The organism is Croceicoccus sp. Ery5, from assembly GCF_020985325.1.
GTDB lineage: Bacteria > Pseudomonadota > Alphaproteobacteria > Sphingomonadales > Sphingomonadaceae > Croceicoccus.
Window position 1 is genome coordinate 3,463,943 of record NZ_CP087587.1, and the last position, 16,004, is coordinate 3,479,946.

At 63.5% G+C, this 16,004-nt stretch carries 12 protein-coding genes; 5 read left to right on the plus strand and 7 right to left on the minus strand.

Annotated features, from left to right (window positions below; genetic code table 11):
* Window positions 1-95: 95 nt before the first annotated feature.
* Window positions 96-818 carry an acetoacetyl-CoA reductase gene (gene phbB, locus LOZ74_RS16410; RefSeq protein ID WP_230292074.1) on the minus strand — a complete coding sequence of 241 codons (723 nt, stop codon included), beginning with the start codon at window positions 816-818 and terminating at the stop codon, window positions 96-98.
* Between the two features lie 177 nt (window positions 819-995).
* Entirely contained in the window at window positions 996-1,757 is a 762-nt protein-coding gene (locus tag LOZ74_RS16415; protein ID WP_230292075.1) for a hypothetical protein, read from the minus strand.
* 743 nt (window positions 1,758-2,500) lie between these two features.
* Here LOZ74_RS16415 and LOZ74_RS16420 point away from each other — a divergent pair.
* Genes LOZ74_RS16420 through holA form a run of 4 tightly spaced genes read left to right on the plus strand, consistent with a single transcriptional unit; the run spans window position 2,501 to window position 7,011 of the window.
* Window positions 2,501-2,899, plus strand: a complete 399-nt coding sequence (locus LOZ74_RS16420) for a DUF3576 domain-containing protein (protein ID WP_230281898.1) — start codon at window positions 2,501-2,503, stop codon at window positions 2,897-2,899.
* Window positions 2,900-2,921: 22 nt separating this feature from the next.
* Window positions 2,922-5,444: a leucine--tRNA ligase gene (gene leuS / locus LOZ74_RS16425; RefSeq protein ID WP_230292076.1), complete on the plus strand. Its 2,523-nt coding sequence runs from the start codon at window positions 2,922-2,924 to the stop codon at window positions 5,442-5,444.
* 18 nt (window positions 5,445-5,462) lie between these two features.
* Window positions 5,463-5,990 carry an LPS assembly lipoprotein LptE gene (lptE, locus tag LOZ74_RS16430; protein ID WP_230292077.1) on the plus strand — a complete coding sequence of 176 codons (528 nt, stop codon included), beginning with the start codon at window positions 5,463-5,465 and terminating at the stop codon, window positions 5,988-5,990.
* Window positions 5,977-7,011 (plus strand): DNA polymerase III subunit delta, encoded by a 1,035-nt coding sequence (holA, locus tag LOZ74_RS16435; protein WP_230292078.1) that lies wholly within the window; start codon window positions 5,977-5,979, stop codon window positions 7,009-7,011. Before lptE ends, holA begins: the two co-directional genes overlap by 14 nt.
* A gap of 11 nt (window positions 7,012-7,022) precedes the next feature.
* On the opposite strand, the gene LOZ74_RS16440 is transcribed toward holA, so the two are convergent.
* Genes LOZ74_RS16440 through LOZ74_RS16450 form a run of 3 tightly spaced genes read right to left on the minus strand, consistent with a single transcriptional unit; the run spans window position 7,023 to window position 8,893 of the window.
* Window positions 7,023-7,586: an LptA/OstA family protein gene (locus LOZ74_RS16440; protein ID WP_230279830.1), complete on the minus strand. Its 564-nt coding sequence runs from the start codon at window positions 7,584-7,586 to the stop codon at window positions 7,023-7,025.
* Window positions 7,587-7,596: 10 nt separating this feature from the next.
* Complete coding sequence (gene lptC, locus LOZ74_RS16445; protein ID WP_230279829.1) at window positions 7,597-8,241, minus strand: LPS export ABC transporter periplasmic protein LptC; 645 nt, start codon at window positions 8,239-8,241, stop codon at window positions 7,597-7,599.
* A gap of 31 nt (window positions 8,242-8,272) precedes the next feature.
* Window positions 8,273-8,893 (minus strand): ribonuclease D, encoded by a 621-nt coding sequence (locus LOZ74_RS16450; RefSeq protein ID WP_230292079.1) that lies wholly within the window; start codon window positions 8,891-8,893, stop codon window positions 8,273-8,275.
* Window positions 8,894-9,010: 117 nt separating this feature from the next.
* Here LOZ74_RS16450 and LOZ74_RS16455 point away from each other — a divergent pair, with 117 nt between their 5' ends.
* The gene (locus tag LOZ74_RS16455; protein ID WP_230292080.1) at window positions 9,011-9,688 is read left to right on the plus strand and encodes a uracil-DNA glycosylase; all 678 of its coding nucleotides are present in this window, start codon (window positions 9,011-9,013) and stop codon (window positions 9,686-9,688) included.
* 18 nt (window positions 9,689-9,706) lie between these two features.
* Here LOZ74_RS16455 and LOZ74_RS16460 read toward each other — a convergent pair whose 3' ends face one another.
* Both LOZ74_RS16460 and gltB read right to left on the minus strand, forming a co-directional pair.
* Window positions 9,707-11,143, minus strand: coding sequence for a glutamate synthase subunit beta (locus LOZ74_RS16460; protein ID WP_230292081.1), 1,437 nt, complete (start codon window positions 11,141-11,143; stop codon window positions 9,707-9,709).
* An 11-nt stretch (window positions 11,144-11,154) separates the two neighbouring features.
* Window positions 11,155-15,807: a glutamate synthase large subunit gene (gene gltB / locus LOZ74_RS16465; RefSeq protein ID WP_230292082.1), complete on the minus strand. Its 4,653-nt coding sequence runs from the start codon at window positions 15,805-15,807 to the stop codon at window positions 11,155-11,157.
* Window positions 15,808-16,004 lie beyond the last annotated feature (197 nt).

The following is a 16,004-nucleotide window of genomic DNA, read 5'->3' on the forward strand; positions in this document are numbered from 1 at the left end:
CAGCGTTCAAGCGCTGGAATAAAAAAAGGGGCAGGCACTGCGAAGTGCCTGCCCCTTTTGTCTTGGCCGTTCCGCGCGTGGCGGATGGCGGCGAATCAATACATGTGCTGGCCGCCGTTGATCGACAGCGTCGATCCGGTGACGAACGTCGCTTCCTCGGCACAGAAAAAGGCGACGCCGCGGGCAATTTCATCCGCATGGCCAAGGCGGCCGACCGGAATCTTGGCGATAATCTTTTCCAGCACTGGCTGCGGCACGGCGGCGACCATGTCGGTATCGATGTAGCCCGGCGCGATCGCATTGACGGTCACGCCATATTTCGCACCTTCCTGCGCCAGCGCCTTGGTAAAGCCGTGGATGCCGGATTTCGCGGCGGCATAGTTGACCTGCCCGTACTGGCCGGCCTGACCGTTGACCGAACCGATATTGACGATGCGGCCCCATTTCCGGTCGCGCATGCCGGGAAAGGTCGCCTTGGCCATGTTGAAACAACCGCCAAGGTTGATGCGCATCACCTCGTTCCAGTCGTCCCAGCTCATCTTGTGAAGCACGCCGTCGCGGGTAATGCCCGCGTTGTTCACGACGATATCGATGTCGCCAATGTCGGACGCGATCTGCGCGCAGCCCGCGATGACCGCATCGTGGTCGCCAACGTCGAACTTGTAATTGGGAATACCGGTGCGTTCGGTAAATTCCTGCGCCTTTTGTTCGTTGCCCGCAAAATTGGCGACGACCGTATAGCCCATGTCTTTCAGCGCGAGGCTGATCCCTTCGCCAATACCGCGCGTACCGCCGGTGACGACTGCCACTCTGCTCATTCTAGCTTCCCCTTCAACGCTCCTTCCTCTCCGCCAGTCAGCCTAGGCAGTGACCGGAGAGGCGGCAAGCGGATTTGCAACTCCGCCTTAACCATCGGTGCAACAGGGATTTTACGCGCGTGCGACAATCGGATGGAGATGCGGAAAACGGGCGGAAAAACGGGCGGAAAGCCCGGGTCAGAAGCGGAAACGCGTTCCGACATAGACGGACTGGTTGTCCTGCTGCCCGTCGGCCAGCGGCGCCAGACGCTCACGCTCTGCCGAATAGCGGACACCGGCCGTCACCCGCAGATTGCCCGTCACGCGATAGGAACCGCTGACGTCGACCGATTGCTCGCCATCCGCGAAAGTGCGCGGCGCACGGCCCGCGACCGCGCCGTCATTCAGTTCGACCACACCGCCGAAACGGCTGTCGCCCGATTTCTTCTTCGCCGGCGTAAAGCGCGACAGATCGGGCGCGTCGATTTCACGCACGCCTTCGGGCAGATAGCTTTTGCGCAGACCCGGTTCGACCGCATCGGCGATCTTCGCCGTCTGCGCAAAGCTTTGATAGCCGCGCGCCATGCCAAGGTTGAAAGCAACCGGCGCAACACCCGCCACGTTCAATCCGGCATCGGGGCCAGCCGATTTCCGCATTGAGGCCGCACGGGCCATTTGCGAATCGACACGCACCGCCACGGTGACCGCACGGCTCGACGCTTCCTTTACGCCCGCGGGCGTAAAGCGGAACATGCCGGCATCGCCCTTTTGCCCCTCGCGAATGGCATTCAGCGAGGCCAGAAGGCGCGGATCGGCCGAAGCAGGGGTAAAGCCGCCCAGATCGCCACCCGCCGCAATGCTGAGCGAACGGCGCGAATCTTCGGCAGCCACAAGATCGGAAACGGCGGCGACGGCTGGCGGCAGCGCGGCCAGAAAGGCACAGGCTGCCGCAGCGGCCATTGCCGCCCGCGCAACGCGCTTTCCTGTAAGAGCCCCCACCGACACGGTCACAATTACCTCAATCCATTTCCCTGCGATCCTGCAACGGCGCGTGGCCGATAAAGGATCCTTATCCGAAAGACGGTTCCCACAAACCGCCTGACCTTGACCTTAACCGCCCTGCAACCAGTCCGGACCCCGCCGGAGGTAACGATTGCAATGCCGCCAAGGCGTTTTTCGCAAGATTTGCGGCGACTCGATGGGCCGAACGCAAGATGCGAAATGCGAAGCTGTGTATAAATCGAAAAAGCAATGGCTGCAAAGCGATTTACCGGCGCCCGCATGACTCTTGATTGTTGCTGTTGCATGAAATCGACAGCCATTTTTATGCGCCGGTGCAAAATCTTTCGCCGGAGCGGGCGGTCACGCGGACCGCTGCCGACCGATCGCCCCGCGGGGTCCGCCTTCCCGGGCCCTTTTCGCGCCGCAAATGACTGCCCGTTCCAGCCCCTGTTCCGGCCCCTGTTCCGGCCCCCGTTCAGCACAGTGTCATAAAGGGTGGTGCTGAAAGCTTGCCCGCCGTGCAATCGCGGTGATAGAGCAGCCGCGCGTTGCCCGATGCGCGTCACCGACAGGCATCATGCGCATTCGGGCCAGAGCAAGCAGAACAGGAAGAATTTCGCATCATGACCGCGACCCCCGTGCAACTCGCAGACGCCGCCAATCTGCGCCGCCTTTCCGCCCGTGCCGTTCTGGCGGCGGGAATGATCGCCGCACTGGCGGCTTGCGGCGGGAACAGCAAGCGGGTGGAAACCGATCTGGCGGCGGCAAATGTCACCACCATCGGCATCAACGCCTATCTGTGGCGCGCCAGCCTGGACACGCTGTCGTTCATGCCCATGCTGCAAACCGACAGCAATGGCGGCGTCATCGTGACCGACTGGTACACCAACCCGCAAAATCCGGCCGAACGCATGAAGGTGACCGTCTCGATCCTCGATCAGGATCTGCGCGCCGATGCGCTGCGCGTGAACGCCAGCCGCGAGGTGATGAGCGGCGGCCAGTGGGTGGGCGCGCCGGTGCAGGCCGCGACGGTGCAAAAGCTTGAAGACATTATCCTCACCCGCGCGCGTGAAATGCGCCGCGATGCGTTGATGGGCTGATCCAAGCAGGTATTTGCAACTGATGAGTGAAGAGCGTTTCGATCCGTCCAGCGCCGACGGACGCTGGCAGCGCGCCTGGGACGAGGCGGGGATTTTCCGCGCCGACAGCGCCAGCACCAAGCCCAGAACCTATGTGCTGGAGATGTTTCCCTACCCCTCGGGGCGCATCCATATCGGGCACGTGCGCAATTACACGATGGGCGACGTGCTTGCGCGCTTCAAGGCGATGACAGGGCACGAAGTGCTCCACCCGATGGGCTGGGACGCATTCGGCATGCCCGCCGAAAATGCCGCCATGGAAAAGGGCGTGCACCCCGGCGGCTGGACGCGCGACAATATCGCCAACATGAAGGCGCAATTGCAGCGGCTGGGCTTTGCGCTGGACTGGAGCCGCGAATTCGCGACCTGCGACGCGGAATATTACGGGCAGGAACAGTCGCTGTTCCTGAAGCTGTATGAAGCGGGGCTGGTTTACCGCAAGGAATCGGCGGTGAACTGGGATCCGGTCGACATGACCGTGCTGGCGAACGAGCAGGTGATCGACGGACGCGGCTGGCGCTCGGGCGCGCTGGTTGAAAAGCGCAAGCTGAGCCAGTGGTTCCTGAAGATCACCCAATTCGCGGACGAGCTGCTGGAGGGTCTGTCGACCCTCGACAAATGGCCTGAAAAGGTCCGGCTGATGCAGGAAAACTGGATCGGCAAATCGACCGGCCTGCAGGCCCATTTCAAGGGCAGCAATTTCGACGAGACGATCGAGGTCTATACCACCCGGCCCGACACGATCTTCGGCGCCAGCTTTGTCGCCATCGCGGCAGAGCATCCGATCGCCCATGCCGTCGCCGCGACCGACCATCAGGCGCAGGAATTCATCGAGAAATGCCGCGCGGGCGGCACCACCGCGGCCGAGCTGGAGACGGCGGAAAAGCTGGGTTACGACACCGGCCTGAAAGTCGCGCATCCGTTCACGGGCGAGGACCTGCCGGTCTGGATCGCCAATTTCGTGCTGATGGATTACGGCACCGGCGCGATCATGGCAGTCCCCGGTCACGACCAGCGCGACTTTGAATTCGCGACCAAATACGGCCTGCCCATCCCCCGCGTCGTCGCGCCCACCCTGGCCGATGCCGACAAGCCTTTCGATGGCGAGGCTGAGGCTGGCGAGGGCGTGATCGTCAATTCCGGTTTCCTGACCGGATTGCCGGTGGAAGAAGCGAAGACCGCGATCATCATCCGCGCGGGCGAGGACGGCTGGGGCGTCGCCAAGACGCAATACCGCCTGCGCGACTGGGGCGTTTCGCGCCAGCGTTACTGGGGCACGCCGATCCCGTTCATCCATTGCGATGCCTGCGGCGTGGTGCCGGTTCCGCAAGACCAGCTGCCGGTAAAACTGCCCGAGGACGTCGATTTCAAGACGCCAGGCAACCCGCTGGAACGCCATGCGACGTGGAAGCACACCAATTGCCCGAAATGCGGCAGCGCGGCGCGGCGTGAAACCGATACGCTCGACACGTTCGTCGACAGCTCGTGGTATTTCCTGCGCTTTGCCAGCCAGCCGGGCGACAAGCCGTTCGACAAGGACGAGATCGCCCAATGGCTGCCGGTTGGCCAGTATATCGGCGGGATCGAGCATGCGATCCTGCATCTGCTCTATGCCCGTTTCTGGACGCGCGCCCTGGCCCATTGCGGGTTGATCGACGTGACCGAACCCTTTGCGCAATTGTTCACGCAAGGCATGGTCACGCATGAGACCTATAGCCGCGAGGTTGATGGCCGCACCGTCTATTACTCGCCTGCAGAAGTAAACCGCAGCAGCGACGGGGCGGTACTGGTCGATGGCGGTGACGCAGTCGATGTCGGCCGCGTGATCAAGATGTCCAAGTCGAAAAAGAACGTCGTCGACCCGGACGAGATCATTGCCCAATACGGCGCCGATGCAGTGCGCTGGTTCATGCTGTCCGACAGCCCGCCCGAACGCGATCTGCCGTGGAGCGAAGCAGGCATCGAGGGATGCGGCCGTTTCGTTCAGCGCCTGTGGCGCCTGTTCGGCCAGTACGATGCCGCTGCCACCGGCGACGACAAGGCCGTCGCCCGCAAGCAGCACCAGACCGTCGCCGCCGTGGCCGAGGATATCGAGGCGCTGTCCTTCAACAAGGCCGTTGCGCGTATCTACGAGCTGACGGGCGTGGTCGAAAAGGCGCCCCCGTCCGCCAGTCGGAGCGAGGCGATCCTTGCGATCATGAAGCTTGTCTCGCCCATGATGCCGCATCTGGCCGAAGAAGCATGGGCGAATGCCGGACAGGCCGGACTGGTCGCGCAGGCCGCATGGCCCGACGTCGATCCCGCCCTGCTGGTCGATGACGAGGTGACCGTCGCCGTGCAGGTCAGGGGCAAGCTGCGCGACACGCTGACCGTGCCCAAGGGCTTGCCCAAGGAAGAGCTGGAGGCGCTTGCGCTTGCCAGCGAGAAGGTTCAGCGTAACCTTGAAGGGGCCGAGATCCGCAAGGTTATCGTGGTGCCCGATCGCCTTGTTAATCTGGTTATATAGAATCAATCTGGTCATCTGATGCGCAAATCCGCCCTGCTGCCTGCCCTGATCCTTGGTGCCGTCATGGCACCGGTTCTGGGTGGCTGTTCGCTGGAACCCGTCTATGCGGGCGGCGGATCGGGCGCGGTGGCGCAAGGCCTGTCCGCGGTCGAGGTCGCGCCGATTCCGGGGCAGAGCGGCTGGCTGATGCGCGATGCGCTGAACCAGCGGATGGGCAATGGCGGCGGCTCCGCCCGCTATCGGCTGGATGTCGTGCTTGACGATCAGCTGACCGGCCTTGGTCTGCTGGGCGACGACACCATCGGACGCGAACGCCGCACCTTGCGCGCGCGCTATCGCCTTGTCGATCTGGCGAGCGGCGAAACCTTGCTGGATGCAACCGACGGGGCCGATGCAGGGATCGACGTGGTATCCAGCGAATATGCGACCATCGCCGCCGAACAGACCGCGCTGGAAAATCTGACCGATGATGTCGCAGACAGCATCGTGACCCGCGTGTCGACCACCCTGCGCCAGCAAATGCAGCCCCAAGTTGAAGATCAATAGCAGCAAGTTCGCCCAGACCGCACCGCGCGCTGCCGGTTCGGTCAAGGTCTTCTTTTTCTGCGGTCCGGACGAAGCGGGCGCGCATGGCGCGGCGGCGCGCATCGTGGAACTGTTGCCCGATGCGGGCGAGCGGGTGGAAATCGAAGGCAGCGAGCTGAAACGCGATCCGGTCCGCCTGTCGGACGAGACGCGCTCTACGTCCCTGTTCGGCGACATGCGCCACATCATCGTGCGCGCCAATGGCGAGGAAGCGCATGACGCGCTGAAAATCCTGACCGATGCGAGCGAGGCCGAGCTGGCCGATGGCTGGCCGGTTATCGTCATCGCCAGCAGCGCGACCGACAAGTCGCGCAGTGCCAAGCTGCTGGAAAAGCGCGACGATGCGCTGGTGGTGATGTTCTATCCGCCCGATCTGCGGTCCGTCACGGCAGAGGTGCGCAGGCTGGCCGATGGGGCGGGGCTGCGCATGGGCGCCGAACTGGCGCAGAGAATCGCCGCATCCGTCGCGCTGGATACGCGCATGGCCGCTGCAGAGGTGCAGAAACTGGCGCTTTATCTGGATGCCGACAGCCATGCGCCGCGCAGCGTAAGCGCAGAGGATATTGACGCGATCGGCGCGGAGACCGAGGACGACGGCATGATGCCGCTGGTCGATGCCGTCATCTCGGGCGATGTCGTCCGCCTGCCGCACGAGCTGGCGCGGTTCCGCCAGCACGGTTTGAACCCTGTCGGCACGGTGTTGGCGATGGAGCGGCGGGTTGCGCAATTGACGCAGATCGCCGCGCGCATCCGCCCCGGCGAAAATGTCGCCAAGGCGGTCGAGAACGATCCGCGCATCTTCTTCAAGGAACGCGCCGCCATTTCGCGCCAGCTGCAGCAATGGCACGGGCCGAAACTGGCGCGGCTGAGCGACCGGCTGATCGCGCTGCACCGCGCCCTGCTGGCCGACAGCCAGGCCGCGCCGTTGCTGTTCGCGGCAGGCTGTACCGAGATTGCCCGCGCCGCCGGCGCGCGCCGCTGATCTTCAGGAAATCAGTTTTCGGGGACCGAGAAGCTGCCCGAAACGCGGCCGCGCGAATTGGTCGTGCCGCCCACCGCAGAGGAGCTGCCCGCCGCGCTGCCATCCACGCTGGACACGCCGGTGTTCAGATCGATCACCAGACGCCCGCCGTTCAGCGTGTCGGTGCCGCGCCGCAGCGCCACATCGCCGACCAGCGTGATGGTGCGGCGGTTGAAATCATAGACGCCGACATTGCCGCGCGCATTCTCGCTGCCGCGCGTGACGGATACGCCGCCGGTGGCGGTGATGCGCTGAATCCGCAGCGCATCGGTATTGGTGTAATCGACGATCGTGCGCGCCGCCGTCAGCCGCAGATCGCCCTGGTTCACCACCACATTGCCCGACAGCACGACCCGTTCGGCACGGTCCTGCAATTCGATCCGGTCTGCCGCGTAATCGACCGGCTGGCGCGAATTGAAACCGGCAATCGCCTGTGCCGACAATTGCTGCGCGCCCAGAAGGGCCGCCGCCGTTACGGCAAAGCCGATGGCGCCGCGCATCGCGATCTTGCGGAGAGTGATGGTCTTGTTCGTCATGATCTTTCCGTCACCGCGCATTCAGCGCCCCCGGCTCCATCCGAAGCCGCGCATTGCCGATAAGCGAAACCGTGCGCGCCTGTAAATCGCCTTCCAGCCGGTCGGCCGAGAATGTGCCCGACGGCACCCGCCCGTTGACGCGCCCGTCGCCCATGATTTTCTTGTCGGCCAGCAGGACCGAGACATTGCGTGCGATCATGCGGTAGCCGTCGGCCGCCGTGAAATTGACGGCGCCGGGAAAACGCACGCTGTCGGCATCAAGGTCATAGGTGCCGTTCTGCGCCGTCAGCACGGCAGGCCCTTCGTTGAGCAACATGCGCGCGGTCAGATCGTTCATCTCGACCAGTCCGCGCTCCTTGGTGCGTTGCAGGGCGCTGCCTGCCTGCACCGAAAAGGGCCGCCCGCGATTGTCGGCGCCGCGATACATCGCATTATCGACCATCATGCGGTTCTCGGTCAACTCGACCTGATTGCGGTCGAGCAGGAAGCTCACCTCTCCCTGCGATGCCACGGGCGCCAGCACCATCAGCGCCACCAGCACGCCAATGCACACGGGCAGTGCGACCAGCAGGAAATGGATCAGCCGGTCATGCGACCCGCCCGGCGCGGCCTGCTCGCGGCGCTTGTGGCGGACAATGGTGGCCTCGACGCTCATGGGGTTCGACTATCGCAACAACCTTCGGGCCTTATGCCTCGTGGCTGAAGATGTCCTTGTCGGCCCAACCTTCAAGGTCCAGCAGCGCGCGGGCGGGCAAAAAGTCGAAACAGGCCTGCGCCATGCCGGTGCGATGCTCACGCTCCAGCCTTTCGCGGAAGATGGCGACCATGTCGTGCAGATAGCGCACGTCGCTGGCGGCATATTCGCGCTGCGCCTCGTTCAGTTCGGGCGCGCCCCAGTCACTCGACTGTTGCTGTTTGGAAATGTCCTTGCCCAGCAATTCGCTGACCAGATTCTTCAGCCCGTGCCGGTCGGTATAAGTGCGCGTCAGCTTGCTGGCGATCTTGGTGCAGAACACCGGTGCGGCCATCACGCCCAGATAATACTGGATCGCGGCCAGATCGAAGCGGGCGAAATGGTAATATTTCTCTCGCGACGGGTCGGCCAGCACGGCGCACAGATTGGGCGCGTTATAAGGGCTGTCGGGTCGAAAGCGGACGAGATGTTCGTCCCCCTGCCCGTCGCTGATCTGAACAAGGCACAGCCGGTCGCGCGGGGTGATAAGGCCCATGGTCTCGGTGTCGACGGCGATCGGCCCGGGCGCGAGCACGCCTTCGGGCAGGTCTTCTTCGTGGAGATAGACTGTCATGGCCCGTCCTTAGGGGGGATTGCACCGTTGGGAAAGGGGCGAGAGCGCCGCTGCGCAGGGGAAAGCGACAGGTTGAGGGCTGGTAGCCGGTGCGCCCCGGCCGCTATCGTAGCAGCCATGTCCGATTCCGTCCCTGCCAGCTGGTCTGCCGCACTCGATCCCGTTCTCGCCAGCGAGGAAGCGCGCAGGCTGGACGCATGGCTCAAGGGAGAGGAAGCGGCGGGGCGCACGGTCTATCCGCCGCGCGGCCAACGGCTGGCCGCGCTGGCCCTGACGCCGCTGGACGAGGTGAAAATCGTGATCCTGGGTCAGGACCCCTATCACGGGCCGGGGCAGGCGCACGGGCTGGCCTTTTCGGTGCCCGACGGGGTGAGGCTGCCGCCGTCGCTACGCAATATCTATAAGGAGCTCGCCAGCGATCTGGGCGTCGAACCGCGCACGGGCGGCGATCTGACACGCTGGGCGCAGCAGGGCGTTCTGCTGCTCAACAACACGCTGACGGTGGAGGCCGCCAGGGCCGGATCGCATGCGAAACGCGGCTGGGATGCCATCACCGATGCCTGCGTGGAAGCCGTGGCCGCCAGTGACACGCCGAGCGTGTTCATCCTGTGGGGCAGCCATGCGCAGCAAAAGGCCCGGCGCATTGCCGCGCTGGGATCGTCCTCGCACCATCTGGTGATCGAAAGCCCGCACCCCAGCCCGCTATCGGCGCATCGCGGCTTTTTTGGATCGCGCCCGTTCAGCCGCGCCAATGCGTTCTTGCGCGAAAACGGACGTGATCCGATCGATTGGTAAAGCGGTGCCCTGCCGCAATTAACGCGGCAGGTCGGTCACCCCCATCAGCGCCTCGTCCACCGAACGCGCGCACTGGCGGCCCTCGCGGATGGCCCAGACGACAAGGCTCTGCCCGCGCCGCATATCGCCGCACGCCCAAACATTGTCGTCGCTGGTCTTGTAGCTGACCGTATCGGCCAGCACATTGCCGCGCGGATCATATTCGACACCCGCCTGGTCGAGCATGCCCGACTTGCGCGGGCCGACGAAGCCCATGGCCAGCAGGATCAGGTCGGCCTTGAGCGTGAAAGTGCTGTCCGGCACTTCCCTCATCTCGCGCCCTTCCCATTCGAGGCGGACGCATTCGAGGCCCGTCACCTTGCCGTTTTCGCCCACCACGCGCTTGGTCAGGATAGCCCAGTCGCGGTCGACGCCTTCCTCGTGACTGGACGAGGTGCGCAATTTCAGCGGCCAGTTCGGCCACGTCATCGCCTTGTCCTCACGCTCGGGCGGCTTGGGCATGATCTCGATCTGGGTGACGCTGGCAGCGCCCTGACGGTTCGAGGTGCCGACGCAGTCGGAGCCCGTGTCGCCGCCGCCGATCACGATGACATGCTTGTCGGTCGCGACCAGAGTGCCGCGCGGGGCTGCACGTTCCTCGCTGTCGCCCGCATTGCGCTTGTTCTGCTGGGTCAGGAATTCCATGGCAAGGCGCACCCCGCTCATTTCCGAACCCGGAATATCCAGCGTGCGCGCCTCTTCGGCGCCGCCCGACAGCACCACCGCGTCGAAGTTTTCCTTCAGCGTCTTCATCGAAATATCGACGCCCACCTCGGTGCTGGTGCGGATCGAGACGCCTTCGGCCTCCATCTGCGCCGCGCGGCGATTGATGAGGTGCTTTTCCATCTTGAAGTCGGGGATGCCGTAGCGCAGCAACCCGCCGATACGGTCGTTCTTTTCGAACAGCGTCACCGAATGGCCCGCCCGCGCCAGTTGCTGGGCGCAGGCCATGCCCGCCGGACCCGAACCGACGACGGCAATCGACTTGCCGGTCTTCTTCTCGGGCGGCTGCGGAACGATCCAGCCTTCCTGCCAGCCCTTGTCGACGATCGCGCATTCGATCGACTTGATGGTCACCGGCTGGTCCACGATGTTCAGCGTGCAGCTTGCCTCACAAGGTGCGGGGCAGACGCGGCCGGTGAATTCGGGGAAATTATTGGTGGAGTGCAGGTTGACCAGCGCCTCCTTCCAGTTCCCCTCGTACACAAGGTGGTTCCAGTCCGGGATGATATTATTCACCGGACAGCCATTGTGGCAGTAGGGAATACCGCAGTTCATGCAGCGGCTCGCCTGCCCCTGAAGGGCCTGCGGATCGTGCGGAACGACGAATTCCTTATAGTGCTTGAGACGCTCGGTCGGCGCCTCGTAAGTGCGATCCTGGCGGTCGAGTTCCAGGAAGCCCGTTTCCTTACCCATGCGTGCCTCCCTTATTCCGCCGCGACCGATTCGGCTTCAAGCCGTTCGGTTTCCAGCATTTTCAGTGCATTCTCGTAATCGCGCGGCATCACCTTGACGAAGCGGGTGACCGCATTGTCGAAATCGTCGAGGATCGCCTTTGCGCGGCTGCTGTCAGTGTGCAGGATATGGCGTTCCAGCAGCACCCTGATCCGCTGCGCATCGAAATAGAGCGGATCGCCCATGCCGAAATCATTGACCGACTGGCCGCGCTGTTGCGGTCGCGCCGCGTGGGGCACGTCCTCGTCCGTCGCGGCAATCTCGCGCAGCTCGACCATCTCGGTATTGCAACGCTTCGCGAACTGGCCGTCCTCGTCATAGACATAGGCGATGCCGCCCGACATGCCCGCCGCGAAATTGCGGCCCGTGGGGCCCAGCACCATGACGGTGCCGCCGGTCATATATTCGCAGCCATGGTCGCCGGTGCCTTCGACCACCGCGATCGCGCCCGAATTGCGCACCGCGAAACGTTCGCCGCCCACGCCGTTAAAGAACGCCTCGCCCGCGATCGCGCCGTAAAGCACGGTATTGCCGACGATGATGTTGTTCGTCGGATCGCGGTCCATGCCGTCGGGCTGCTTCACGATCACGCGGCCGCCCGAGAGGCCCTTGCCGACATAGTCATTGGCATCGCCCGTCAGTTCCAGCGTCACGCCATGCGCAAGCCATGCGGCAAAGCTCTGCCCCGCGACGCCGGTAAAGGATACGCGGATCGTGTTGTCGGGCAGGCCTGCATGGCCGTATTTCTTGGCGACCTCGCCCGAAAGCATGGTGCCCGCGGTGCGGTTCACGTTCTTGATCGCACGCTCGATCCGGACGCTTTCGCCCTTTTCCAGCGCGGGGGCCGCCGCCTTGATCAGGTCTTGATCCAGCGCCGCCTCAAGCCCGTGATCCTGCGTTTCGGTCCGGTACAGCTCGTGCCCTTCGACCGGCTTTACCTGATGCAGCAGTTTCGACAGGTCGATACCATGCGCCTTCCAGTGCGAAACGGCGCGCTTCATATCGATGCGGTCGACCCGCCCGGTCATTTCCTCCAGCGTGCGGAAGCCCATTTCGGCCATGATCTGGCGCAGTTCCTCGGCGACGAAGAAGAAATAGTTCACCACATGCTCGGGCATGCCGGTGAAGCGCTTGCGGAGTTCGGGATTCTGCGTCGCCACGCCCACCGGACAGGTATTGAGGTGGCACTTGCGCATCATGATGCACCCCGCCGCGATCAGCGGCGCGGTGGCGAAACCGAACTCGTCCGCGCCCAGCAGCGCGCCGATGGCAACGTCGCGGCCCGTGCGCAGCCCGCCATCGACCTGCACCGCAATCCGCGCACGCAGATCGTTGAGCAGCAACGTCTGCTGCGTTTCGGCAAGGCCGATTTCCCACGGGCTTCCCGCATGGGTCAGCGACGTCAGCGGGGACGCGCCCGTACCGCCTTCATAGCCCGAGATGGTGACATGATCGGCACGCGCCTTGGACACGCCCGCAGCCACCGTGCCGACGCCCACTTCGGACACCAGCTTCACCGAGATGCGCGACGAGGGGTTCACGTTCTTCAGATCGTGGATCAGCTGTGCCAGATCCTCGATCGAATAGATGTCGTGATGCGGCGGGGGCGAGATCAGGCCCACGCCCGGCGTCGAATGACGGGTGGCGCCAATGGTCTTGTCGACCTTGTGACCCGGCAACTGACCGCCTTCGCCCGGCTTTGCGCCCTGCGCCATCTTGATCTGGATGTCGTCGGCATTGACCAGATATTCGGTAGTCACGCCAAAACGGCCCGATGCCACCTGCTTGATCGCCGAACGCATCGAATCGCCGTTTTCCAAGGGCAGGAAACGCTTGGGATCCTCGCCGCCCTCACCGGTGTTCGACTTGCCGCCGATCCGGTTCATGGCCAGCGCCAGCGTGGTATGCGCTTCCCAGCTGATCGAGCCATAGCTCATCGCGCCGGTTGCGAAACGTTTCACGATCTCGGCAGCGGGCTCCACCTCGTCCAGCGGGATCGGCTTGTCGGCCTTTTTCAGCTCCATCAGGCCGCGGATCGTCAGCAGGCGTTCCGACTGCTCGTTGATCGACCTGGCGAACTCTTCATAGTTCGACCAGTCGTTGCCGCGCACCGCATGCTGCAAATTCGCGATATTGGCGGGGGTCCACGCATGGTCCTCGCCCCGAACGCGATATTGATAGATGCCGCCGACATCGAGCATCTTTTGATAGATCTGCTCTTCCGAATAGGCGGCCGTGTGACGGCGCACCGTCTCTTCCGCGACTTCGGCCAGGCCGACGCCTTCGATGGTCGTCGCCGTGCGGGTGAAATATTTGTCGATGAACGCAGTCGACAGGCCGACCGCATCGAAGATCTGGGCACCGCAGTATGACTGATAGGTGCTGATCCCCATCTTCGACATCACCTTGCGGATGCCTTTGCCGATGGCCTTGATATAGTTGTATTCGACATCCTCGGCCGAGAGCGGTGCCTCGCGGTGAACGCGAATGCTCTCCAGCGTCTCGAAGGCGAGATAAGGGTTGATCGCCTCCGCGCCGTAACCCGCCAGCACGCAGAAATGGTGCACTTCGCGCGCTTCGCCCGTTTCGACGACAAGGCCGGTCTGCATGCGCAGGCCCTGACGCACGAGGTGGTGATGCACCGCCGACGTCGCCAGCAACGCAGGCATGGCGATGCGGTCGGGCCCCTGCGCGCGGTCCGACAGGATCAGGATGTTCTTGTCGGCCAGCACGGCCTCGGTCGCGGCCCAGCACATTTCCTTGATCGCCATCTCCAGCCCCTCGGCACCGGTCGCGGCATCCCAGGTCATGTCGATGGTCGCAGTACGGAACGCACCGTCAAGGCCCGATTCGACCGAGCGGATCTTGGTCAGATCGCTGTTCGTCAGGATCGGCTGCGTTATTTCAAGCCGCTTGTGCGTGCCGGAATCGCGGCCCAGCAGGTTCGGGCGCGGACCGATCATCGACAGCAGGCTCATCACCAGCTCTTCGCGGATCGGATCGATCGGCGGGTTGGTGACCTGCGCAAAGTTCTGCTTGAAATAGTCGTACAGCAGGCGCGAACGCTTTGAAAGCACGGCGATCGGCGTGTCGGTGCCCATCGAACCGATCGGATCGTCACCGTTGTACAGCATCGGCTCGAGGAATTTGGTCACATCCTCTTGCGTATAGCCGAACGCCTGCTGGCGGCGCAGGAACAGCTCGCTGTCGGCAGTGGGATCGACCGGCACGTCGTCGGCCTCGATCTCGACAATGTCCAGATCTTCCAGCTTGTACTGCGTATCGCGCAGCCATTTTTCATAAGGATGCGCGTTGGCGAGTTCGGCTTTCAGCTCCTCGTCCTCGACGATGCGGCCTTCTTCAAGGTCGATCAGCAGCATCTTGCCGGGTTGCAGGCGCCATTTGCGGGTGATGTCCTCTTCCGCAAATGGCAGTACGCCGCTTTCCGACGCGAGGCAGACCAGATCGTCCTTGGTCACGCAATAGCGCGCGGGGCGCAGGCCGTTACGGTCCAGCGTGGCGGCGATCTGGCGGCCATCGGTGAACGCAACCGATGCGGGGCCGTCCCACGGCTCCATCAGCGCGGCGTGATATTCATAGAATGCACGGCGCGCCGGATCCATTTCGTGGTTCTTGGCCCACGCTTCGGGGATCAGCATCATCATCGCATGGGCAAGGCTGTACCCGCCCGCCAGCAACAGTTCGAGCGCATTGTCGAGGCAGGCCGTATCCGACTGACCATGCGGGATGATGGGCCACATCTTGTCGAGATCGGCGCCCAGAAGCGGCGATTCCATGGTGCGGCGGCGCGCGTTCATCCAGTTCACATTGCCGCGAACCGTGTTGATCTCGCCATTATGGGCGATCAGGCGGAACGGCTGCGCCAGCTTCCAGCTTGGGAAAGTATTGGTGCTGAACCGCTGGTGCACCAGCGCCAGTGCCGAGGTGCAGTCGGGATCGCGCAGATCGTCATAGAAACTGCCGACCTGATTGGCGAGCAACAGCCCCTTGTACACGATGGTCCGGCTGGAAAAGCTGGGCATGTACAGTTCGGTCAGGCCCGGAAGCCCGTGCTTTTCGGCCAGCGCCGCCAGCGGGTTCTGGGTCTGCTTGCGGATCGAAAGGAGCTTGCGTTCGAACGCGTCCTGATCCTCGCAATTGCCGCCGCGCGCGATGACCGCCATGCGGATCACCGGCATCTGTTCCAGCACGGTCTTGCCCAGACCGTCCAGAGTGGTCGGCACATCGCGCCAGCCGACAAGCTGCTGCCCTTCCTTGCCGATGAATTTCTCGAACTGGGCGACCACGAAATCGCGCGAAGGCGCATCCTGCGGCAGGAAGCACATGGCCACGGCATAATCGCCCAAAGGCGGCAGGGTCTTGCCCTCGCCCTCTGCCCATTTGCGCAGCAGCGCATCGGGCATCTGGATCAGAATGCCCGCGCCATCGCCCAAAAGCGGGTCGGCCCCCACCGCGCCGCGGTGGTCCAGATTTTCCAGAATGGTCAGGCCCTGCTGAATAATCGCGTTGGATTTTTTGCCTTTGATATGGGCAACGAAACCCACACCGCAGTTGTCGTGTTCGTTACGCGCGTCGTAGAGGCCTTGAACCGGCGGAAAACCCATTGTCACCTATCCTGTCGGGGCCCGGGCACCATTACCCGGAATATATGCGCGAATCAGCCCGCCCCCTGAGAGGCGCAGTTATTGCGCGTTTGACCCCAATGACGACAGGAAGCTGTCTTTGCAACTCTGCTGACGGAAATCTTTGATCTGCAAGGCGTTGAATCGCAGGATTCCGCCGATTTCCGGCATGGCCGGAA